The sequence below is a fragment of the Corallococcus sp. CA041A genome, from assembly GCF_003612075.1.
Taxonomy (GTDB): Bacteria; Myxococcota; Myxococcia; order Myxococcales; family Myxococcaceae; genus Corallococcus; species Corallococcus exiguus.
In genome coordinates this window covers 1-21,600 of the sequence record NZ_RAWF01000090.1, presented here as the reverse complement: position 1 = coordinate 21,600, position 21,600 = coordinate 1, and the positions used below count along the sequence as shown (strand labels likewise).

Sequence of the window (21,600 nt, the reverse complement as noted above, 5' to 3'; positions counted from 1 at the left end):
GGCGGAGGGGGTCGTCCGTTCACAGGGCATGCGGACCCTGAACGACACCTCGAAGCGCGTCTCCCTCTCCCTGTTCGGCCTGGGCCTGTCGCTCACGGCCCTCCCGGCGTTCGCAGGCGAGGCGCCTACGCCCCAGGAGGTCATGCGGGAGGCCCGGCGCAGCGTGCTCACGGACGGCATCGAGAAGGCGGAGGCCGTGCGCATCGGCGGCATCGACCAGTGGATTTCGGTGCGCGGGCGCCACAAGGACAACCCGCTCTTGCTCTTCCTTCACGGCGGGCCGGGCTTCACCGCGCTGCCCACCGCGTACTTCTACCAGGGCGAATGGGAGGAGTACTTCACCGTCGCGCACTGGGATCAGCGCGGCGCGGGGAAGACGTATGCCCTCAATCCCCCGGACAAGGTGAAGCCCACCATGACCGTGGACCGCATGGTGGCGGACGCGGAGGAGGTGGCCGCGTACCTGCGCAAGACGTACGGCAAGAAGCGCATCGTGCTCGTGGGCCACAGCTGGGGCACGGTGCTGGGCGTGAAGCTCGCGCGGATGCACCCGGACTGGTTCGACGCGTACGTGGGCATCGGACAGGGGGTGGACATGCCGAAGAACGAAGCCCTGGGCTACGCGGCCACGCTCGCCGCGGCGAAGGCGGACGGCAACAAGAAGGCCATCGAGGACCTGGAGTCCATCGCCCCGTTCCCAGACCCGAAGGACCCCGCGCGCACGCTGGCCAACCTGCACAAGGAGCGCCGCTGGCTCATGCACTATGAGACCCACGGCTGGCGCGCGCCGGACTGGCACGGCGCCGAGGTCTGGCGCTACAGCCCGGACGTCACCGGCAAGGACATGCAGGCGCGTGACGAGGGCCTGGATCTGAGCCTCGCGGCCTTCTGGGCGCCCATCACCCAGCTGAACCTCACGAAGGAGAACCGCTTCGCGCTGCCCGTCGTCTTCTTCCACGGCCGGCATGACCGCACCACGTCCGCGCAGCTGTTGGACTCCTGGTTCGCCACCGTCCAGGCGCCGTCGAAGAAGCTCGTCTGGTTCGAGGACTCCGCGCACATGGTGCACGAGGAGGAGCCCGGGAAGGTGCTCGTTCAACTCGTGCAGGACGTGCTCCCGCTCACGCGCGGGAAGTAGTCACGAAAAAGAAAGGCGGAACCCGAGCCCCTTTGGAAACTCCCGGGTTCCGCCCTGTCCTTCACGCCGAGGAAGAAACCGTGAAGGACCGCCGAGCAGCTTCAAATCTTTTGGGGTGCCTCCGGGATGCCCGGAGGCACCGTGCCCGCCACGCCCGTGGGCACCGTCACCGGGGGCGTCACCGCCGCGCCCACGTGCATGCGGTGCTCCACCTCCGCGAACCGCGCGGACGCCTCCGCCTCCGGTGCCAGCACCGACACCACCCATCCGACGATGAAGGACAGCGGGATGGTGACGATGCCCGGGTTCTTCAGCGGGAAGAGGGCGGACGCGTTGCCCAGCAGCTCCACCTGCACCGTGGGCGACAGGAAGATGAGCAGCACCGCGCTGATGGAACCGGTGAGCATGCTGGCCACCGCGCCCTTGGTGGTGAAGCCCCTCCACAGCATGGACAGGAGCAGCGCGGGGAAGTTCGCGCTCGCCGCGATGGCGAACGCCAGGCCCACCATGAAGGCCACGTTCTGGTTCTTGAAGACGACGCCCAGGATGATGGCCAGGATGCCCAGCGCGAGGCTGGCGATGCGCGCCACCATGAGCTGCTCCGCCTCCGGCGCGTGTCCCTTGCGCACCACGCTGGACCACAGGTCGTGGGACAGCGCCGCCGCGCCCGACAGCGTCAGGCCCGCGACCACCGCGAGGATGGTGGCGAAGGACACCGCGGAGATGAAGCCCAGGAAGCCCGTGCCGCCCACCACCTCCGCCAGCATGGGCGCCGCCATGTTGCCGCCCTTGTCCACGCTCACGATGGCCTGACGGCCCACCAGCACGGACGCGCCGAAGCCCAGGATGAACGTCACCAGGTAGAAGAAGCCGATGAGGCCCGTGGCGTAGAACACGCTGGTGCGCGCCGCCTTCGCGTTGGGCACCGTGTAGAAGCGCATCAGGATGTGCGGCAGGCCCGCAGTGCCGAACATCAGCGCCAGGCCCAGGGAGAGGGTCTCCAGCGGGTTGGACACCAGCTTGCCCGGCGCCAGCGCCTCCGGCCCGTAGCGGTTCACCGCCTCGCTGAAGAGCGCCGCGGGGCTGAAGCCGAACTTGTACAGCACCGAGATGGCCAGCGCCGTCGCGCCGCCCAGCAGCAGCACCGCCTTCACGATCTGCACCCACGTGGTGGCGATCATCCCGCCGAACAGCACGTAGAGGATCATCACCGCGCCCACGATGACGACGGCCGTCTCATAGGAGAGGCCGAACAGCAGGCGGATGAGGTTGCCCGCGCCCACCATCTGGGCAATCAGATAGAAGACGACGACGGTGAGCGTGCCCACCGCGGCGGACAGGCGCACCGGGGTCTGCTTCAGGCGGTAGGCCACCACGTCCGCGAAGGTGTACTTGCCCAGGTTGCGCAGGGGCTCCGCGATGAGGAAGGTCACCACGGGCCAGCCCACCAGCCAGCCCACGGAGTAGATGAGCCCGTCGAAGCCGGACGTGGCCACGAGCCCCGCGATGCCCAGGAAGCTGGCGGCGCTCATGAAGTCGCCCGCCAGCGCGAAGCCGTTCTGCCCGGCGCTGATGCCGCCACCGGCGGCGAAGAACTCCGACGTCGTCTTCGTCTTGCGCGCCGCCCAGTAGGTGATGGCCAGCGTGATGCTGACGAAGAGGAGGAAGAAGACGATGGCCGTGGTGTTGGGCTGGCCAATCTGCGTGCCCGCGGTCGTGGGATTCATGGGTGGCCTTTCAGCGGCGCAGTTCGTCGAGGGCGCTGTCGTACTTGCGGTTGGCCCAGCTCATGTAGACGCCCGTCAGAACCCAGGCGCAGAGGATGGTGAGCGCTCCCAGCACGATGCCGACGGACAGCCCCGGCATGAACTGGTGCCCCATCAGCGGCCGGTTGAAGGCCACCAGCAGGATGAAGCCCAGATAGACGACCAGCATCGCCACCGTCAGCGCGCCGGCCACTCGCCAGCGCCGCGCGGCGAGCGCCTTCAACGCCTCGTCCTTGGAATTTCCGTACATCGGTGTTCCTCCTTGCGAAGCGTGAAAGGGACCGCGAGGGGACTTCAGCGGCGCGAGGCCGGAGGCAGGCCCTTGGTGAGCAGTTCCTCCAGCACGGCGGGGTCCGCGAGCGTGCTCGCATCACCCAGGTTCTCCGTCTCGCCGCCAGCGATCTTGCGGAGCATGCGGCGCAGAATCTTCCCGGAGCGCGTCTTGGGCAGGCCCGACACCAGCACCACCCGGTCCGGCGTGGCGATGGGCCCAATCACGTGGCGCACCTGTTCGCGCAAGCTGCCCACCATCTTCTCGTCCGGCGTGCGCAGGAAGTCCGGCTTCACCGTGACGAAGGCGCACACGCCCGTGCCCTTCAACTCGTGCGGGAAGCCCACCACGGCGGCCTCGGCGACGGCTTCGTGGGCGACGAGCGCGCTCTCCACCTCCGCGGTGCCCAGGCGGTGGCCGGACACGTTGAGCACGTCGTCCACGCGGCCGGTGATCCAGTAGTAGCCGTCCTCGTCGCGGCGGCAGCCGTCGCCGGTGAAGTACAGCGGCAGGAAGCGCGCGTAGTACGTCTCCACGAAGCGCGAGTGGTGACCGTACAGCGTGCGCGCCTGGCCCGGCCACGAGCGCGCGAGGCACAGGTTGCCGTTGACGCCGTTGCCTTCCAGCTTCTTGCCCTCCTCATCCACCAGCACCGGCTCCACGCCGAAGAAGGGGAGGGTGGCGCTGCCGGGCTTGCAGGGCGTCGCGCCCGGCAGCGGCGCGATGAGGATGCCGCCCGTCTCCGTCTGCCACCAGGTGTCCACCACGGGGCAGCGGCCCTCGCCCACCACGTCGTGGAACCAGCGCCAGACCTCCGGGTTGATGGGCTCGCCCACGCTGCCCAAGAGGCGCAGCGACTTGCGGGACGACTTGGTGACGAAGCTGTCGCCCTCCTTGATGAGCGAGCGCAGCGCGGTGGGCGCGGTGTAGAGCGTGGTGGCCTTCAGGTCGTCCACCACCTGCCAGAGGCGGCTCGCGTCCGGCCACGTCGGGGTGGACTCGAAGAGGACCGTGGTGGTGCCAGTGGAGAGCGGGCCGTACACGAGATACGAGTGGCCCGTCACCCAGCCCACGTCCGCGGTGCAGAAGTGCACGTCGTCCGGCTGCGTGTCGAAGATGTAGCGGAACGTCGTGTTCGCGTAGACGAGGTATCCGCCCGTCGTGTGCAGCACGCCCTTGGGCTTCCCGGTGGAGCCGGAGGTGTAGAGGATGAAGAGCGGATCCTCCGCGTCCATCCACTCCGCGGGGCAGACGCCGCGGTGCTTCCGCACCTCCACGTCCAGCCAGTGGTCGCGCCCCTCGCGCATGGGCACCTCTTTGGGCGTGCGGCGCGCGACGAGCACGGACGTCACCTGGGGCAGGCCGTCCAGGGCCTCGTCGGTGATGGCCTTGGTGGCCACGCTCTTGGGGCCGCGCGGGCCTTCATTGGCGGTGATGACGACCTTCGCGCCGGAGTCCAGCACGCGCTCGCGCAGCGAGTCCGCGGAGAAGCCCGCGAACACCACCGAGTGCACCGCGCCGATGCGCGCGCACGCCAGCAGCGAGTACACCAGCTCCGGAATCATGGGCAGGTAGACGATGACGCGGTCGCCCTTCCGCACGCCGTGCGCCTTGAGCACGTTGGCCAGACGGTTCACGTGGTGGGCGAGGTCGCGGAAGGTGATGGTCTCGTACTCGCCGGGCGTGTTCTTCGCCCAGAGGATGGCGGCCTTGTCCGGGCGCGCCTTCGCGTGGCGGTCCACACAGTTGACCGTCACGTTGAGCTTGCCGCCCACGAACCAGGCGAAGTCGGCGGCCTGTTCGTTCACCTCACGGATGGACTCCGGCGGGTGGAACCAGGTGAGCTGCCGGGCTTGCTCGCCCCAGAAGGCGTCCGGGGCGTCCAGGCTCTGACGGTAGAGGCGCTGGTACTCCTCCAGGCTCTGCACATGCGCGGTACGGCGGAAGGCTTCCTTGGGCTGGAAGAGCGAATCCGTGTCGGTGGCCATGGGTGGAGTCCTCAGTAGAAGAGCTGGAGCTGGGCGGTGCCGGTGATGCCCGTGGTCGTGTGGGCGATGTCTCCCACGCGTGACACGGCCACCTCCGTCTTCAGGTTGAAGGTGTGCTTCTGGAACCAGAGGTTGAGGCCGGGCTTGAACGTGAGCAGGTCCGTCGACGGCACGCGCCCGTTGAAGTACTCGCTGCTGAAGACGGGCTCGACGATGCCGATGCGGTAGCCCAGCTCCACGAAGAAGCCGGTGCCGCTGCGCACGTTGTCGAAGCCCTGCTGCCAGGAGAAGACGTTGCTCTGGAAGACGAACTCCTGGTTGTCGCCGATGGGGATGTCCAGGAACACGTCCGCCGCCATGGCCACCGCGGAGTGGATGCCGGAGGCGGTGGCGATGGCGTTGTACTGGTAGTCACCGCCCACGCCGAACGACAGCATGGGCTGGTCCGTGAAGTAGATGCCGCGCAGGAACTGGTCGTACTCTTGGCCCCAGACGTTGTAGCGCGCGGTGCCCACGACGCGCGGCAGGTCGTCCGCGTTGACCGTCTGGCCATTCTCCAGCTTCGCGCCCTCCACGCCGTTGAGGATGGCGGCGCGGTACGTCCAGGGGCCCGCGAAGCCGCGCACCTGCACGCCCATGTCGCGCCACACCTTGCCCACGCCTGGCGGGTAGCGGATGAGGTCGGAGTGGTAGTCCACCGTCTGGAGCGCGATGGCGCCCTGCAACGCGTGGTGCGACAGCGGCGCGAGGATGAAGCCCGCCTCCACCCACGTCTTGTCCGCGAACTCGTACGCGACCGTGGCGTCCTGGATGTAGAAGGCGACGCTGTAGTCGCCGTTCTTGCCGAAGTTCGGCTGGTCCGTGTCGATGAAGAACGACAGCTTCTTCGTGATGGAGCCGAAGAGGAGCAGCCGCACGCGGCGCAGGAAGAAGTCCGTCCCCACGCCGCCCGTGGGCGCGCCGTCCTTGACGAGCTGCATCTGCGGGTGCAGCAGCACGTCCACGTTGAGGACCGCGTCCTCGGTGATTTGAATCTTGCCCGCCGCCGCCGGCAGCGCGGTCAGCAGGGCCGTGAGCACCAGAAACCGCGACAGGGGATGGGGGACGGGGCGCATGGGTCCCCATCCCCTGAGCAACGCCCGTTCCACCCGCCTGCGCTCCGGGTTTCAGGACCTTGGGGGTTGGCTCGCCGCGTCAGGATGTGGCGGAAGGTGACAGGGCGTTACCCCCCGTAACGATTCGTGCAGCGCGTCGTAACACCCGGGTAACGCTTCAGGCGCGGGTGCGCGGGATGCCCAGCCGCTGACGCTTCTCCCAGAGCGTCTTGCGGCTGATGCCCAGCCGGCGAGCGAGCTCCGTCTCGCCCATGCGCTCCTGGTGCTCCAGCACGAAGCGGCGGAAGTACTCCTCCATGGAGTCCGGCGAGCGCGGATCCTCGCTGGCCGGGACGAGCGGGAAGTCCGTCTCCTCCAGCGCGGGCGGGCTGCTGTCCGCTCCCGGCCCGCCCGGTGGCTCCAGCGCCAGCAGGTCGGCGGTGAGGAGCGGCCCATCCGCGAGGATGACCGCGCGCTCGATGGCGTTCTCCAGCTCGCGCACGTTGCCCGGCCACGGATGCTGCGCGATGGCCGCCAACGCGTCCGGGGACAGGGACGCGGGCGGGCGCCCGATGCGTCGGCTGGCCCGCTCCAGCAGGTGTTTCGCCAGCGCGGGCACGTCCTCGCCGCGCTCGCGCAGGGGTGGCAGGCGGATTTCGACGACGCGCAGGCGGAAGTAGAGGTCCTGGCGGAACAGCCCCTCCTGCACACGGCGGGGCAGGTCGCGGTGCGTGGCCGCGAGGATGCGCACGTCCACCTTGCGCGAGCGAGTGGCGCCCACCCGTCGCACCTCGCCGTCCTGGAGCATGCGCAACAGGCGCGCCTGCGCGGGCGCGGGCAGCTCCCCAATCTCATCTAGGAAGAGCGTGCCGCCGTGCGCGGCCTCTACAAGTCCCGCGTGCGCGGCCTGCGCACCGGTGAAGGCGCCCTTCTCGTGGCCGAACAGCTCGCTCTCCAGCAGGCCTTCGGGAATGGCGGCGCAGTTGACCGCGATGAGCGGCCCCTCCGCGCGAGGGCTCTGTGCGTGGACGGCGCGCGCCACCAACTCCTTGCCGGTGCCGGACTCGCCCAGCACCAGCACGGTGGCGGCGGACGGGGCGACCTTGCGCACGCGCTCGAACACGTCGCGCATGGCGGAGGAGTTGCCCACCATGCCTCCGGGGGACCAGGTCTGCTCCACCTCGCGCTTGAGGGCGGCGTTCTGGCGGGTGAGGCGGCCCTCGCGCAGCACGCGCTCCACCTGGAGCAGCAGTTCGTCGTGGTCGAAGGGCTTCGCGATGTAGTCCACCGCGCCCAGCTTCATCGCGTCCACGGCGGACTTCACCGTGGCGAAGCTGGTCATGATGAGCACCGGCACGCCCGGACACAGCGCGATGATGTCCGTGCCCGGCGGCCCGGGCAGGCGCAAGTCGGAGATGACCAGGTCGAAGGCGTCCAGCGTGTGCTCGGACGCGGCTTCCGGCACGGCGCCCGCTTCCGCCACGTCGTGGCCCGCGCGGGTGAGCAGCCTTCGCAGCTCCGTGCGGATGATGGGTTCGTCCTCGATGACCAGGATGCGGCTCAAGCGGAGGCCTCCTGCTTCAACACGTCAGCGCGGGGCAGGCTCAGCGTCACGCGGGTGCCGCCGTCCTGGCGGGCCTCGATGCGCAGCGTGCCGCCGTGCTCGCGCACGATGCCCTCCACCAGCGTGAGGCCCAGGCCGGTGCCTTCGCCAGGCTGCTTGGTGGTGAAGAACGGTTCGAAGATGCGTTGCGACAGCTCCGGGGCGACGCCGTGCCCCCGGTCCTCCACCTGGATGCGCACCTGGTCTCCCGAAGCTTCCGCCAACAGGTCCACGCGCGAACCCGTGGGCGACGCGTCGATGGCGTTGGTCAAGAGGTTCACCAGCACCTGCTCCAACCGCTGCGCGTCGCCGCGCACGTCCAGCCCGTCCGGGCTCTGGTGCGTGCACGCCACGTCGCGCGCCTTGCGCGACAGCCGGGCCAGCTGCGCGGCCTCCGCGAGCAGCGGGCCCACCGCCACGCGCGTGAAGGGCCGGGACTCGCCGCCGACCGTGCCCGAGTGGCCGAAGCCCACCAGAGCCCGGACGATGGTGTCGATGCGGCGGCACTGCTGGAGGATGAGCCCCACGCGCTCGCGCACGGCCTCTGGATCCTCCAATTCGTATTTGAGGTTCTGGCTGATGCTGGCGATGGCGGTGAGCGGGTTGCCAATCTCATGCGCCACGCCCGCGGCCACCCGGCCCAGCGACGCGAGCCGGTCCTGGTGCGCGAGCCGCGCGTCCACCGCCTTGCGCTCCGTCCAGTCCTCCACCAGGAACGTGATGCCCGTCTCCCCACCGCTGGTGTCGTCCGAAGGCGCGAGCCGCGAGCGGTGCAGGCGCAGCGAGCGCTGCTTGCCTTTCACCATCACGCGCACCTCGTCGTCGCCGCAGGGCGCCCGAGCGAGCTCCGCGAACAAGGGGCCCCAGGGCTCCGGCAGGCGCGCGAGCGGCTGTCCGCGCGCGGAGTCCATGGGCACGCCCGACAGCGCCTCCAGCGCGGCGTTCCAGATGACGACCTCTCCGTCGGGGCCCATGGCGCAGACACCCAGGGGCAGGTCCTCCAGGATGCGGTAGAGGTAGCGGCGCACGACCTCCAGCTCGCGCAACGGGCCGCGCATGTCGCGTGCGTCACGCAGCCGCTCCTCCACGAAGCGCAGTTGATCCGCCAGGGCCGTGCGCGTGCCGGGGTCCAGCCGCAGCGCTTCGCCCACCGCGAGCCGCGCCAGCACCGGACCGATGAGGCCGGAGAGGTTGCGCTCCACGCCGTCGCGCAGGCGGCGCAGCTCCGCGGGCCGGCGCTCGTCGGGGGACAGCTGCAGCGCCTCGCGCGCGCGGTCCACCTCCGCCGCGGCCACCTGCGCGCCCAGCACGGGCTCCAGCTGCCGGCGGAACTCGTCAGGGGAGCTGGCCACCACGCTGCCCTCCGCGAGCCCCGGCGCCTCGCGCGCGCACACCCGCGCGGCCTCCTTCTCCTCCACGGACTGGCGCGTGACGAGCGACACCGCCACGAAGCACAGGGAGTTGAGGGCCAGCGAGGTGAAGGTGGCGAAGCCCCAGGGTTCGTCCGCGCTGAAGCCCAGGGTCACGGAGATCTGATTGGTCCACGCCACCAGTGACGGCGGCTCCCACAGCGGGGCCAGCAGCGTGAGGGCCCACGTCGCCCCGCCCGCCAGGAGCCCCGCGAGCAGCCCCGCGCGCGTGGCCTTGGGCCACATCAGGAGCCCCAGCACGCCCGGCGCGAACTGCGCGGTGGCCACGAAGGACACGAGTCCCAGGTCCACCAGCCCCGTCGCTCGCGCGTTCAGCAGCCGGTAGAAGCCGTACCCCGCCAGGATGACGGCGGCGATGAGCACGCGCCGGGCCCACAACAACCACCCGTAGAGGTCGTCACGTCCGCGCGTGGTGCTCAGCGGCAGCACCAGGTGCGTCAGGCACATGGGGGCGAGCGCGAGCGTGGTGACGATGACCATGGCGCTCGCCGCGGACACGCCGCCCAGGAAGGCGATGAGCGCCATCAGCGGGGCGCCCTTCGTGATGGGCACGGAGAGGACGTGGAAGTCCGCGGGCCAGGGCAGACCCAGCGCCTCCCCGGACCACAGCAGCACGGGCACCGCCACGTTGATGAGCAGCATCAAGAGCGGGTAGGCCCACGCGACGGTGGCCATGCCGTCGCGCTCGGGCGCTTCCGTGAAGGCCACGTGGTACTGCCGGGGCGTGAGGAACGCGGCGATGGTGGAGAGCACCAGCAGCGGCGCCCAGGACGCGTCGCGAGCGGGCCGCTGGAGGGCTTCCACCGCCTCAGGGTGGCGGGTGAGCCAGTCGTTGAGCCCTCCCACTCCGCCGAAGACGGACACCACGCACCAGCCCGCGACGATGAGCAGCGCCAGCAGCTTCACGCCCGACTCGAAGGCGATGGCCAGCATCAGGCCTTCATGCCGCTCGCGCGGGGCGGGGTGGCGGGCGCCGAAGAGGAGCGCGAAGACGATGAGCACGCCGCAGAAGCCGGGGCCCACCAGCGCGGGGGAAGCGGCGGGGCTCAAGAGGCGCGCGGACTCCACGACGGCGCGAATCTGGAGCGCCAGGTAGGGCATGCTGCCGGCCAGCGCGAACAACGTCACCGCCGTGCCCGTCACCTGGCCGGGGTAGCGGAAGGCGAGCAGGTCCGCGAGCGAGGTGAGCTGCAACTCGCGCGTCAGCCGCAGCAGCGGACGCCACAACACGGGGGCGAGCAGGCACGCGAGCGTGAGGCCCAGGTAGATGCCCAGGTAGCGGAAGCCATGGCGGGCCGCGTAGCCCACGCTGCCGAAGTAGGACCAGGACGTGGCGTACACGCCCAGGGCCAGCGCGTACGTCAGCGGGTGCTGGGTGATGCGCTGGGAGATGCGGCCCTTCTCCGCCGCGTAGGCCACCAGGAACAGCACGCCCAGGTAGGCCACGGAGGCGATGACGAGCGGGCCCAGCCCCAGCGTCATGGGCGCAGGCTCCGGTGCGCCACCCACCCGCCCAGGGCGATGACGCCCAGCCACACGACGAAGGGAAGCGAAGCGGGAGCCCCTTCGGCCAGCCACAGCCGGCGCAGCGGCGAGCCGAACAGCAGCACCGCCACTGCGAACACCAACAGCGACGGCATGGCGGGAGGGTCCGCGGGGGGCCGCGACATGCCGGGGAGGATAGCAGCCCCGGAAGGCCGCGAGGGGGGCCGTGATAAGCCGGCGGGCCATGGCTCCCCCGGACGTGCCCCCGTTCTCCGAACTGCCCCAGTTCACGCTGGACCGTGCCTCGCTGCGCCTGCTCCCCGAGTCCTTCTGCCGCCGCCTGGGCGTCGCGGTGATGGGCAAGGTGGACGCGGCCCACGACACGGAAGCCGTGACGGTGGCGATGCTGGACCCGGAGGATGAGTCCGTGCGCTGCCGCATCGCGGACTTCCTGCGCCGGCCGGTGCGCCCGGTGCGGCTCAACCGCTACGAAATCGATTCCGCATTGGAGGCGGGCTTCGGCGCGGGCGAACACGCGTCGGTGGACGTGGTGCTGAAGGCGGGCACGGAGCTGTCCCAGCGGCCCACGGCGGTGGAGTTGGTGAACCACGTGCTCGCGGTGGCGGTGACGCAGAACGCGTCCGACATCCACCTGGAGAGCTACACGGACGACGTGGACCTGCGCTATCGCGTCGACGGCATCCTCCACCAGACGTACACGGACATCTCCCCGGACTCGCTGCCGGAGGTGGTGAGCCGCATCAAGGTGATGGCGGGGCTGGACATCGCGGAGAAGCGGCGGCCCCAGGACGGCCGCCTGCGGGCGCTCTACGAAGGCGCGGCGGGGCGGAAGTTCGTGGACTTCCGCGTGAGCGTGGTGCCCTCACCCGCGGGCGAGGACGTGGTCATCCGCCTGCTCGACGCCACGGTGGGCCTGGTGCCGGTGGAGAAGTTGGGGATGACGCCGGAGCTGCAGGCCACGGTGCTGCGGCTGCTCGGCAACCCGGAGGGGCTGGTGCTGGTGACGGGCCCCACGGGCAGCGGGAAGACGACGACGTTGTACGCGGCGCTGGCGCGGCTCAACGACGGACGCAAGAAGATCATCACCGCGGAGGACCCGATTGAATACGTGGTCCCCAAGGTGAACCAGAAGCAGGTGTCGCCGCAGATGCCGCACCTGACGCTGTTGCGCGCGCTCCTGCGGCAGGACCCCAACGTGATGCTGGTGGGCGAGATTCGAGACCTGGAGACGGGCAGCACCGCGTTGATGGCGGCGTCCACGGGGCACGTGGTGCTGGGCACGCTGCACACGGCGGATGCCATTGGCGCGGTGAGCCGGCTGCGCGGGTTGAAGCTGGAGGACGGGGACATCGCGGAGGCGCTGCTCGCGGTGCTGGCGCAACGGCTGGTGCGGCGCATCTGTCCGGAGTGCTCCGCGCCCACGACGCCGACGGCGGATCAGCTGGCGCTGCTGGGCCCGCTCCTGGATGGCGTGCAGCCTCGGGCGGGGCAGGGCTGCGAGGCGTGCCGCCACACCGGCTTCAAGGGGCGCGTGGGCCTCTTCGAGCTGCTGGTGGTGGACCCGGAGCTGCAGCTGCTCATCGCCACCGGGGCGCCGGGCGTCCAGCTGCGCCGGCACGCCCGGGCGCGGGGCTTCCGCACGCTGGTGGAGGACGCGCTGGCGAAGGTGGCGGCCGGGGTCACCACGCTGCACGAGCTGACGCGCGTGGTGCCCTACCGCTACATCCTCACGGCTCGGGAGGAGCGCCAGGCTCCGGGGTGACGTCCGGGCCCGGAGGTAGCATCACGGTGAAGGTCGAGCCCTCGCCGAGGATGCTGCGCACCTGCACGACGCCGCAGTGGGCTTCGATGATCTGCTGGGTGATGAAGAGGCCCAGCCCCAGCCCGCCGTAGTTGCGCTCGGAGACGGCGCGCACGAAGCGCTCGAAGACGCGCGGCTGGTCCGAGAGCGGGATGCCGATGCCCTCATCCTTCACGCTCAGCACGGCCAGCCCGGCGTCCATGCGGACCCGGATGTGGACGGGCTTGCCCGCGCCGTACTTGAGCGCGTTGGTGAGCAGGTTGGTGATGACCTGATCCATCCGGGCCCGGTCCCAGTTCCCCTCGATGGGCGCGGCGGCCTCCAGCGTGACGGTGCAGCCGACCTGCGCGGACTGGGGCGCGTAGCGGGTCACCACCTCCCGCGCGAGCGAGGTCAGGTCCATGGGGGCCCGGTCCAACCGCAGCTGGCCCATGCTGATGCGAGACACGTCCAGCAGGTCCTCGATGAGGTCCGACAGCTTGCGCACCTGGCGGCGGGCCACCTCCAGGTCGCGGGCGATGCGCTCCACGGGCAGGGTGGCGGAAGGGTGGTTCTCCACGGTGCGCAGCAGGGCCGTGAGCTTGAGCTGGAGCGGGGTGAGCGGCGTCTTCAGCTCGTGCGAGGCGACGGAGAGGAACTCATCGCGGGCGCGCACGGCGTCGCGCAAGAGCTCCAGCTCGCGCCGCTCCTGGGTCTGCTTACGCTGGGTGATGTCGCGCGTCACCTTGGCGAAGCCCTGGAGCTTGCCTGACGGGTCGCGCAGCGCGGTGATGACGACGCTGGCCCAGAAGAGGCTGCCGTCCTTGCGGACGCGCCACGCCTCCTCCTCGAAGTGCCCTTCGTTGGCGGCCACCTGGAGGGCGTACCAGGGCTTGCCGCGGGCCACGTCCTCCGGGGGAAAGAAGCGGCTGAAGTGCTGGCCGATGATCTCCTCGGCCTTGTACTGCTTGAAGCGCTCGGCGCCCGCGTTCCAGGTGGAGACGCGGCCATCCGGGTCGAGCATGTAGATGGCGTAGTCCTGGATGTGCTCGACGAGCAGGCGGAAGCGCTCCTCGCTCTGCAGCAGCTGCTCCTGGGCGAGCTTGCGCTCGGTGAAGTCGCGCGTCACCTGGCCGTAACCCACGAGCTGGCCCTGGGGGTCGCGCATCTCGGTGATGACGACGTTGGCCCAGAAGAGGCTGTGGTCCTTGCGGACGCGCCAGCCCTCTCCCTCGATGCGGCCCTCGCGGTTGACGGCCTCCAGGTCCTGCTGGGGCTTGCCCCGGGCGATGTCCTCGGGCGGGTAGAAGCGGCTGAAGTGCTCGCCGAGGATCTCCTCGGGCCGGTAGCCCTTGATGCGTTCGGCGCCGGTGTTCCAGCTCATGATGTTGCCCGCTGGGTCCAGCGTCACGATGGCGTAGTCCTTCACGCTGTCGATGAACAGGCGCAGCTGTGCGCCCATGTCTCGAGTCGCGTGCGGGGTCGCGTAGGCGATGTCGCCACCGCTGGCGGACGAGGGGGGCTGGCTGTCGTCCAGGGGACTTCTCATAGACGGTCCAGATTAATGCACGGCGCGGGGGCTTCGGTGGGGAACGACAGGGTGGATGCATCCACCACCCAACCCTGCTGGCAGGCCGTGCTTCCGAGCAGAGCGGAAGCTCACACCCTGCGTGGAGAACCCGTCGATTTTCGGGGCCGCATTGGCCCCAGGTCCAATACGCGGGCCGGGGGCTGGCGTGACGCGCGGCCGGCCCGGCTAGGGCTTGAGGTGCTCGTAGCTCAGGAAGACGACGCCGCAGTCGAGCGTGCGTGTGCCCGTGAGCTTCAAGCGGTGGGGCGCGAAGCCCGCTTCGACCAGGCGGATGCCCTGGCCGACGATGACGGGGTTGACCTTGATGATGAACGCATCGATTTCGGGAAGCAGCTCGGCCGCGAGCGCGCCGCCGCCGCACAGCCAGATGCCCAGGCCGTCGCGGGCCTTCAGCTCGCGCACGGTGGCGAGCGGCGTGCTGGAGAGGTTGACGCCGGGGTCGGGGCTCTTCGTGAGGGTGCGGGAGAAGACGTGGTGTTCCAGGTGCGGGTACGCGTTGGTGACGCCCGCGTCCAGGCCGACCTGGTAGGTGTTGCGGCCCTCCAGCACGGTGTCGAAGTGCTTGCCCGGACCGGTGATGCCCTTGAAGGCGCGATAGGCGGCGGGGAGCGTCTCCGGGTATTCGGCGGCGATGGCGTCGAAGTACTCCTGCTCCGTGCTGAAGAAGTCGTACGCGCCGGTGGGCGAGGCGATGAAGCCATCGAGCGAGGTGGCGACGTAATAGGTCAGTTTCCGCATGGGCGTGCTTCCTCCTGAAGTCAGGGCTTAGCACCGGGCGGGCGGACGCACCTGTTAGAACGGCGGCGTCGGTTGCCTGCACGGCAATCACAGAGGAGGGAGTGCCATGCGGATCCTGTGGATGCTGGGAGGAATGGTGCTGGGTTCGGTCCTGACGGTCATCGCCGGGGTCGCGCTGTGGTTGCACGACACGGGGCCCGCGCGAGCGGGGATTGAAGTGCGCGTGGAGAACCGCACCGGCCAGGACGTGCGGGAGGTGCGCATTGAGCATGACCACGGCCAGGTCCTCTACCGCGCCATGGGCAAGGGGGACACCGTGGCCCTGACCTATCCCGTCCGAGGTGAGTCGTCGTACCGCCTCGTCGCCGTGTTGGAGGACGGCCGGGAGCTGCGAGGCGGCGCGGGCTACATCGAGCGTGGGGCTCGGACGCGGGAAGTCCTGGAGCCGGAGCGGGTGGTCTCGTCGGATCCGTGAGCCGTGGAGGGCACATGAAGCTCTGGGCAATGGCCGTGCTGCTGTGTCTGACGGCAGGCTGCGCGACGACGCGCGTGGTGAACCTCGACACGGGGCGGGGCAGGCCCATCGCCTATTCGCCGGTGGAAACGAAGCCGGTGCGCATTGACGAGGATGCGTTCAGGGACGCGGTCACGCAGCTCGTGCTTGAGCTGAAGCTGGATGTCGCGGTCCGGGAGGACGGCCGACGCTCCCTGCTCGCGTCGGCGGGAGGCATCGTCGCGGGCGCTCAAGGTCGGCACGTGCTCCGCTTGAGCGATGACTTTCCCCTGGACCCGATGGCGCGGAGGAGCATGGCGCTCTCCTTCGCGCTCGATACGGTTTGGGAAGGGGTGGCGGACGCGGTGGAGGACCTGATGAATCCCGCCGCGCTGCGGACCATGGTCACGGCGATGATTGGCACCGCGATGGTGATGCTGGTCGCACCGGAGCCTGTCACCAAGCTGGTCGCGGTGGTTCTGACGGCTTCGCTCATCGCGTATCTGGGCACGGGGCCTGTGTGGAACATGGGGCAGGCCTTCTTGCGGCTCATGGACGAGTCGCGGGACGCCCGGGACGAGGCTGCTCTGAAGGAGGCGGGGCATCGCTTCGGGCGCGTGCTTGGGGACAACGGGGCCCGGGTGTTGGTCATCGTCGCGATGACGGCGCTCGGTGGCAGGAACGCGATGGCCGCGCAGGCGCCTCGGATGCCGGGCTTCCCTCAGGCAGCGCTGAGGGCGGAGGTGGAGGGTGGGTTCCTGCTATCTCGCGCACTGGCCGGTGAGGTGCGGTCCATCTCTGTGTCGTCGGCGGGAGTGCTCAACGTCACATTGGCGCCCACCGCCGTGGCTGCCGTGGCCATGGGGCCCGGTGGCGGAGGGATTCAGGGGGACCCGGAGGGAGATGTTCATCACATCTGCACGGATAAGAACGAGGTGTCGGAGCAGTCAGGTGGCCCCTGGACACCCGTCTTCGAAGACCTCTTCCAGACCGCTGGAATGAAACTCTCCGACGCCGCGAATCAGGTGCGCATCCAGGGGCATCGGGGACCGCATCCCCGCGAGTACCACGCAGAGGTTCTGCGCCGGCTCCGGCGTGCAATGCAGGGATGCCAGGACGCCGGGCAGTGCCGTGCCGCATTGGTTGACGAATTGGCGAAGATCGCGAAAGAGCTCGTGACTGCTGGGACCAAGCTGCGGAAGCTCATCACGAAGAATCCCCAGGGGTGAGTCATCATGCCGCGACACTTCTTCGAGCTCGACTTCGACATTGATGCCCCGGGCCGCTGGTATCTGCGGGAGCCCACTGACCTGGATGGGAAACCGGTTCCAGACATCTGGGCGTTCGTGTCCGGGAAGACCGTCACGGACCCCGGACCGCTTCGTGTGCCACTGTCTCGGCCCGGGCGGTCGTTGGACTTCGACAAGACGACGGTGGCTGGGACGCCCATTGTCAGTGGGCGCATCGCATCCGTGTTCCGCGAGTTGGCCCCGAATGACGTGCAGCTCTTCCCGGTGGAAGTCCAGGGCCGGACCGAGCCCTTCTACCTGCTCAATGTGATGCGCGTGATCCGCTGCATCGACGATGCCGCCTGTGAAGAGGCTCGGCTCTGGACGCCCGAGGATGGACGTCCCGACAAGGTAGGGGAGTACCATGTCGTTTCCGGCTTGCGCATTGACACCTCGAAGGTGGGCAATGCCGCCGTCTTCCGACCCTGGGGCTATCTGTTGCCCATCATCCTGGATGGACAACTCAAGGACGCCCTGGAGCAGACCGGCATCGTGGGCGGACAGTTCGTCGAAGTGTAGAACCAGGTGGTCTTGTCGGATCCGTGAGGTGCAGACGCAATGGAGCGACGGTTCTTCGACCTGGATGTTGATGTGTACGTACCGGGGCGGTGGTACTTCAAGACACCGACTCACCTCGACGGTCAGCCACTGGATAACCCTTGGGTATTCACGCGCGGGACTTCCATTCCCGACCCAGGCCCACTGCGTATTCCGCTATCCCGTCCTGGGAAGCCCCTGGACTTCACGTCCGCGGGCGTAGGGGTCACGCCCGTTCTCAGTACTCGGACCGCAGAAGTTTTTCGCGCGCTGGCCCCCAACGACGTGCAGCTTTTCCCCGTGCAGGTCGAGGGCCAAACCGAGCCCTATTTCCTCTTGGTCGCAACGCGTACGGTCCGCTGCGTTGATGAAGTGGCGAGTGAAGAGGTCCAACTCTGGAAGCCAGAGAACGGGCAACCCGAGAAGGTGGGCCAGTATCTGGCCATCGCTGGGTTACGTATCGACAAGACAAGAGTCGCTGACGAACGGGTGTTTCGTCTGTGGGGATGGCGGCCCGCGCTCATCGTCGATGGAGAACTCAAGTCCGCTCTGGAACAGACCGGCATCGTGGGAGGACAGTTCGTCGAAGTGTAGAACCCTTGCCCATGGAACTTCGTCCCGCCGTCCTCCTGGGCCTGCTGTGCCTCCTGCCAATCACAAGCACCGCCCGCCCGCGGTCCAGTGACCTGGGCATTCCCTTTGGCGGACATCCCGGTGCGCTCAATGCCATCACCGACGTGAAGGGCGTTGAAGTGGGCCACGTCACGCTGAACACCGGCGCACAGGTCCGGACTGGCGTCACCGCCGTGCTGCCCCGGGGCCGCGAGGCCGTGGCCCAACCCGTCTTCGCCGCGACCTATGACCTCAACGGCAGCGGTGAGATGACCGGCACCCATTGGGTGAAGGAGTCCGGCCTGCTCTCCGGCCCCGTGATGATCAGCGACACCCACGCCGTGGGCGCCGTGCACGAGGGCGTCATCGCCTGGGCCCAGAAACGCGACCTCACCTGGGAGCTGGGCCTGCCCGTGGTCGCGGAGACCTGGGACGGCTTCCTGCACGACATCGATGGCTTTCACGTCCGGCCCCTGCACGCCATGCAAGCGCTTGACGCCGCGCGCCCGGGGCCTGTCGAGGAGGGCTCCGTGGGCGGCGGCACGGGCATGATCTGCCATGGCTTCAAGGGCGGTATCGGCACGGCCTCCCGCAAGCTCCCGGCAGAGCAGGGCGGCTACACCCTCGGCGTGCTCGTGCAGTGCAACTACGGCAGCCGTCGCCTCTTCTCCGTCGCGGGCGCTCCCGTGGGCGAAGAGATTCCCGACCTGCGCTCCTGCTACTTCGGAGACACTCCTCCCAAAGGCCCCTACCGCGCCAACCTGCCGCCTTGCTCGAAGCGAGCCAGCGCCGGCCCGCCGCCTCCGGAAGGCATGGGCTCCATCATCATCGTGGTGGCCACCGACGCACCGCTCCTTCCGCACCAGCTCGACCGCGTGGCCCGGCGCGTGCCTCTCGCGATTGGGAAGATGGGCGGCCTGGGGGAGAACTTCTCCGGCGACATCTTCCTCGCGTTCTCCACCCAGCCCGTGAGCGCCACGGAGGTCGCTCCGGTCTCCATGCTCGACAACGAGCGGATGTCCCCCCTCTTCGAAGCCACCGTGCAGGCCACCCAGGAGGCCATCCTCAACTCGATGCTCGCCTCCGACACGATGACCGGATTCCAGAACGTCCGCGTCCACGGCCTGCCCTCGGACCGGCTCGTGAAGTCCCTGCGGAAGTACGGACGCCTGCCGCCAGCCCCGAAGCCCACGAAGTGACAGCGGATCCGCCCGGCCTTCCCGCGCTCCATCCGCTGCGCCATGCTGCGCCGCCTGACGCCAGCAAGGGGATGCGGGATGGAGACGGACGACTACGGAGCGCCGAAGGATGAGCAGGAACTGGCCGCCATCGCGGACATCACCGCGCAGGCGTTCGCCATGCCGCTCGCGGACTCCGACACCGTGGTGCGCAAGAACTTCTCCGAGTCCTCGCTGCGCATCCTGCGCGTGAACGGCGAAGTGGCCGCCACGCTCACCCTCATCCGCATGGGCCAGTTCCTGGGCGGCCGCTCGGTGCCCCTCATCGGCGTGGGCGGCGTGGGCGTCGCTCCCGCGCACCGGGGCGCCGGCGCCGCCACGCGCCTCTTCCATCACTTCCTGCGCGAGATGCGTGACGAAGGCGCTCCCCTCTCCGTCCTCTACCCCGCGACCCAACCGCTCTACCGGCGCGTGGGCTACGAGGTCTCCGGCGCGCGCTACGAAATCCACGTCGAAGCGGCCTCGCTGGAGCTGGGGGAGCGCTCGCTGTCCCTGCGCCCCATGCGCCCGTCCGACGCCGCGGCGGTGGAGGCGTGCTACCGGCGCTTCGCCTCCCAGCACCACGGCTGGTTGGACCGGGGCGACTACATCTGGCGGCGCGTGCGCACGCCCCGCAACGACACCGCCTACGGCTACGTCGTGGAGGGCACGTCCGGCGTGGAGGGCTACGTGTACCTCGTGCGGGGCCTCTCGCCACAAGGCGCCGTGCCCACGCAGGTCCTCAAGCTCACGGACTTCACCGCCACCACGCCCGCCGCCGCGCGACGGCTCCTGCGCTTCCTGGGCGACCACCGCTCGCTGGCGCGGGACGTGATGTGGTTCGGCGGCGCGGACGAGCCGCTCCTCGCGCTGCTGCGTGAACAGACCTACCAGGTGAAGCTCTCCATGCACTGGATGACGCGCCTGCTGGATGTTCCCCGCGCCCTGGAGGCACGCGGCTTCGCTCCCGGCCTGTCCGGCGCGCTCCATCTGGACGTGGAGGACGACCTCCTCCCGGAGAACACGGGGCGCTTCGTGCTGGAGGTGGAGGGAGGCACCGCCCGCGTCCGGCCCGGCGGCGAGGGCCGCCTCAAGCTGCACGTGCGCGCCCTGGCGCCGCTCTACACCGGCTTCCTCTCGCCCCGCGCGCTCCAACTCGCCGGCATGCTGACCGGGGACGACGCGTCGCTCGACACCGCCAGCGCCCTGTTCGCGGGCCCCGCCCCCTCGCTGCGCGACATGTTCTGACGGACAGGCGCGGGCTACCCGGCCCGCGCGGGGAGTGGTAGGAGCGGCGTCTTCGGTCGGAGGAGGCTTCACACGTGCGCGCGTTCGTCACCGGTGGCTCGGGGTTCGTCGGGAAGCACCTGCTCGCGGCGCTCGCGAAGCGCGGCGAACCGGCGCGTGCGCTGGCCCGTTCGCCAGAGGCCGCGCAGGCCATCCAGGCCGCGGGCGGCGAGCCGTGGGAGGGCGACCTCACCGACCCGGAGCGCCTGCGCCTGGGCATGGAGGGCTGCGACACCGTCTTCCACGCCGCCGCGCACGTGAAGATGTCCGGCCCTCGCGCGGCCTTCTATGAAACCAACGTGCGCGGCACGGAGGCCGTGCTGGAGGCGGCGCGCGCGGCCGGCGTGAAGCGCTTCGTGCACGTGAGCACGGAGGCCGTGCTCGTGGACGGCGGCCCCATGGTGAACCTCCACGAAACGCACCCGCTGCCCGAGCGCCCCGTGGGCCCGTACCCGTCCACCAAGGGCCAGGCTGAACGGCTCGTGCTCCAGGTCAACTCGCCGGAGTTCACCACCGTCGCCGTGCGGCCCCGCATGGTCTGGGGACCAGGGGACACCACCGTGCTGCCCGCGCTGGTCGCCGCGGTGAAGTCCGGGCGCTTCCGCTGGATTGGCGGCGGGCACTACCTGACGTCCACCTGCCACGTGGCCAACGTGGTGGAGGGCATGTTGCTGGCCGCGGAGAAGGGGCAGGGCGGTCAGGCGTACTTCCTCACCGACGGCCCGCCCGTGGAGCTCCGCGCCTTCGTCACCGCGCTCCTGAAGACGCAGGGCGTGGAGCCTGGCTACAAGGCCATGCCCACTGCGCTGGCCGCGACCGTGGCCGTGGTCAGCGACTTCGTCTGGGACATCCTGGGCCTCAAGAGCACTCCGCCCCTGTCCCGCACGGAGCTGCTGCTCGTGGGCCAGGAGGTGACCGTGAGCGACGAGAAGGCCCGGCTGGAGCTGGGCTACACGGGCAGCGTGTCGCGGGACGAGGGATTGCGCTCCCTGGCCGCGAAGGTGGAGTAACCTCCGCGTCCATGCGCAGGTTCGAATTCGTCGACGGCAACAGCTCCAAGTTCTGGATGCCCGAGGTCCAGGGCGCCAACTTCATCGTCACCTACGGTCGCATCGGCACCGCGGGGCAGCGCAAGGAGAAGGCCTTCCCGGACGAGGAAGCCGCCCTGCGCGAGTACAACAAGAAGGTCGCGGAGAAGGTCCGCGAGGGCTACGCCGAGGTGTCCACCGGCGAGGCCCCGCCCGCGGCGCCCCCGAAGGC

Annotated in this window: 19 protein-coding genes; 10 read left to right on the top strand and 9 right to left on the bottom strand. The window is 69.6% G+C overall.

Annotated features, from left to right (window positions below; all coding sequences use genetic code 11):
* The first annotated feature begins 28 nt into the window (after positions 1-28).
* Positions 29-1,138, top strand: coding sequence for an alpha/beta fold hydrolase (locus D7V77_RS18005; protein WP_120577527.1), 1,110 nt, complete (start codon positions 29-31; stop codon positions 1,136-1,138).
* 101 nt (positions 1,139-1,239) lie between these two features.
* Here D7V77_RS18005 and D7V77_RS18000 read toward each other — a convergent pair whose 3' ends face one another.
* From D7V77_RS18000 to D7V77_RS17970, 7 genes are all read right to left on the bottom strand, one after another.
* Positions 1,240-2,865: a sodium/solute symporter gene (locus tag D7V77_RS18000; RefSeq protein ID WP_120577526.1), complete on the bottom strand. Its 1,626-nt coding sequence runs from the start codon at positions 2,863-2,865 to the stop codon at positions 1,240-1,242.
* A 10-nt stretch (positions 2,866-2,875) separates the two neighbouring features.
* On the bottom strand, positions 2,876-3,154 hold the full coding sequence (locus D7V77_RS17995) for a DUF485 domain-containing protein (RefSeq protein ID WP_120577525.1): 279 nt from the start codon (positions 3,152-3,154) through the stop codon (positions 2,876-2,878).
* A 44-nt stretch (positions 3,155-3,198) separates the two neighbouring features.
* Positions 3,199-5,163, bottom strand: coding sequence for an acetate--CoA ligase (gene acs, locus D7V77_RS17990; protein WP_120577524.1), 1,965 nt, complete (start codon positions 5,161-5,163; stop codon positions 3,199-3,201).
* Between the two features lie 11 nt (positions 5,164-5,174).
* Complete coding sequence (locus D7V77_RS17985; protein WP_120577523.1) at positions 5,175-6,278, bottom strand: porin; 1,104 nt, start codon at positions 6,276-6,278, stop codon at positions 5,175-5,177.
* Between the two features lie 157 nt (positions 6,279-6,435).
* Positions 6,436-7,821 (bottom strand): sigma-54 dependent transcriptional regulator, encoded by a 1,386-nt coding sequence (locus tag D7V77_RS17980; RefSeq protein ID WP_120577522.1) that lies wholly within the window; start codon positions 7,819-7,821, stop codon positions 6,436-6,438.
* Entirely contained in the window at positions 7,818-10,772 is a 2,955-nt protein-coding gene (locus D7V77_RS17975) for an ATP-binding protein (RefSeq protein ID WP_120577521.1), read from the bottom strand. The genes D7V77_RS17980 and D7V77_RS17975 overlap by 4 nt, the downstream gene beginning before the upstream one ends.
* The gene (locus D7V77_RS17970; protein WP_043322057.1) at positions 10,769-10,960 is read right to left on the bottom strand and encodes a hypothetical protein; all 192 of its coding nucleotides are present in this window, start codon (positions 10,958-10,960) and stop codon (positions 10,769-10,771) included. Before D7V77_RS17970 ends, D7V77_RS17975 begins: the two co-directional genes overlap by 4 nt.
* Positions 10,961-11,019: 59 nt before the next feature.
* Between D7V77_RS17970 and D7V77_RS17965 the strand changes: the two genes are divergently transcribed.
* The gene (locus D7V77_RS17965; RefSeq protein ID WP_120577520.1) at positions 11,020-12,558 is read left to right on the top strand and encodes a GspE/PulE family protein; all 1,539 of its coding nucleotides are present in this window, start codon (positions 11,020-11,022) and stop codon (positions 12,556-12,558) included.
* On the opposite strand, the gene D7V77_RS17960 is transcribed toward D7V77_RS17965, so the two are convergent.
* The gene (locus tag D7V77_RS17960; protein WP_120577519.1) at positions 12,524-14,125 is read right to left on the bottom strand and encodes a PAS domain-containing sensor histidine kinase; all 1,602 of its coding nucleotides are present in this window, start codon (positions 14,123-14,125) and stop codon (positions 12,524-12,526) included. The genes D7V77_RS17965 and D7V77_RS17960 overlap by 35 nt on opposite strands.
* Positions 14,126-14,332: 207 nt before the next feature.
* Positions 14,333-14,905, bottom strand: a complete 573-nt coding sequence (locus tag D7V77_RS17955; RefSeq protein WP_120577518.1) for a dihydrofolate reductase family protein — start codon at positions 14,903-14,905, stop codon at positions 14,333-14,335.
* Positions 14,906-15,011: 106 nt separating this feature from the next.
* Between D7V77_RS17955 and D7V77_RS17950 the strand changes: the two genes are divergently transcribed.
* The 8 genes from D7V77_RS17950 to D7V77_RS17915 form a co-directional block, all read left to right on the top strand.
* Complete coding sequence (locus D7V77_RS17950) at positions 15,012-15,380, top strand: hypothetical protein (protein ID WP_120577517.1); 369 nt, start codon at positions 15,012-15,014, stop codon at positions 15,378-15,380.
* A 14-nt stretch (positions 15,381-15,394) separates the two neighbouring features.
* Positions 15,395-16,627 (top strand): AHH domain-containing protein, encoded by a 1,233-nt coding sequence (locus tag D7V77_RS17945; protein WP_120577516.1) that lies wholly within the window; start codon positions 15,395-15,397, stop codon positions 16,625-16,627.
* A 6-nt stretch (positions 16,628-16,633) separates the two neighbouring features.
* Entirely contained in the window at positions 16,634-17,206 is a 573-nt protein-coding gene (locus D7V77_RS17940) for a DUF1629 domain-containing protein (RefSeq protein WP_120577515.1), read from the top strand.
* 39 nt (positions 17,207-17,245) lie between these two features.
* Positions 17,246-17,818, top strand: a complete 573-nt coding sequence (locus D7V77_RS17935; RefSeq protein ID WP_120577514.1) for a DUF1629 domain-containing protein — start codon at positions 17,246-17,248, stop codon at positions 17,816-17,818.
* An 11-nt stretch (positions 17,819-17,829) separates the two neighbouring features.
* Positions 17,830-19,035, top strand: coding sequence for a P1 family peptidase (locus D7V77_RS17930; protein WP_120577513.1), 1,206 nt, complete (start codon positions 17,830-17,832; stop codon positions 19,033-19,035).
* Between the two features lie 78 nt (positions 19,036-19,113).
* Positions 19,114-20,301: an enhanced intracellular survival protein Eis gene (gene eis / locus D7V77_RS17925; protein WP_120577512.1), complete on the top strand. Its 1,188-nt coding sequence runs from the start codon at positions 19,114-19,116 to the stop codon at positions 20,299-20,301.
* Positions 20,302-20,375: 74 nt separating this feature from the next.
* Entirely contained in the window at positions 20,376-21,350 is a 975-nt protein-coding gene (locus tag D7V77_RS17920; protein ID WP_120577511.1) for an NAD(P)-dependent oxidoreductase, read from the top strand.
* Positions 21,351-21,361: 11 nt separating this feature from the next.
* Positions 21,362-21,600: WGR domain-containing protein (locus D7V77_RS17915; RefSeq protein ID WP_120577510.1), on the top strand; the 239-nt coding region annotated here is incomplete at its 3' end.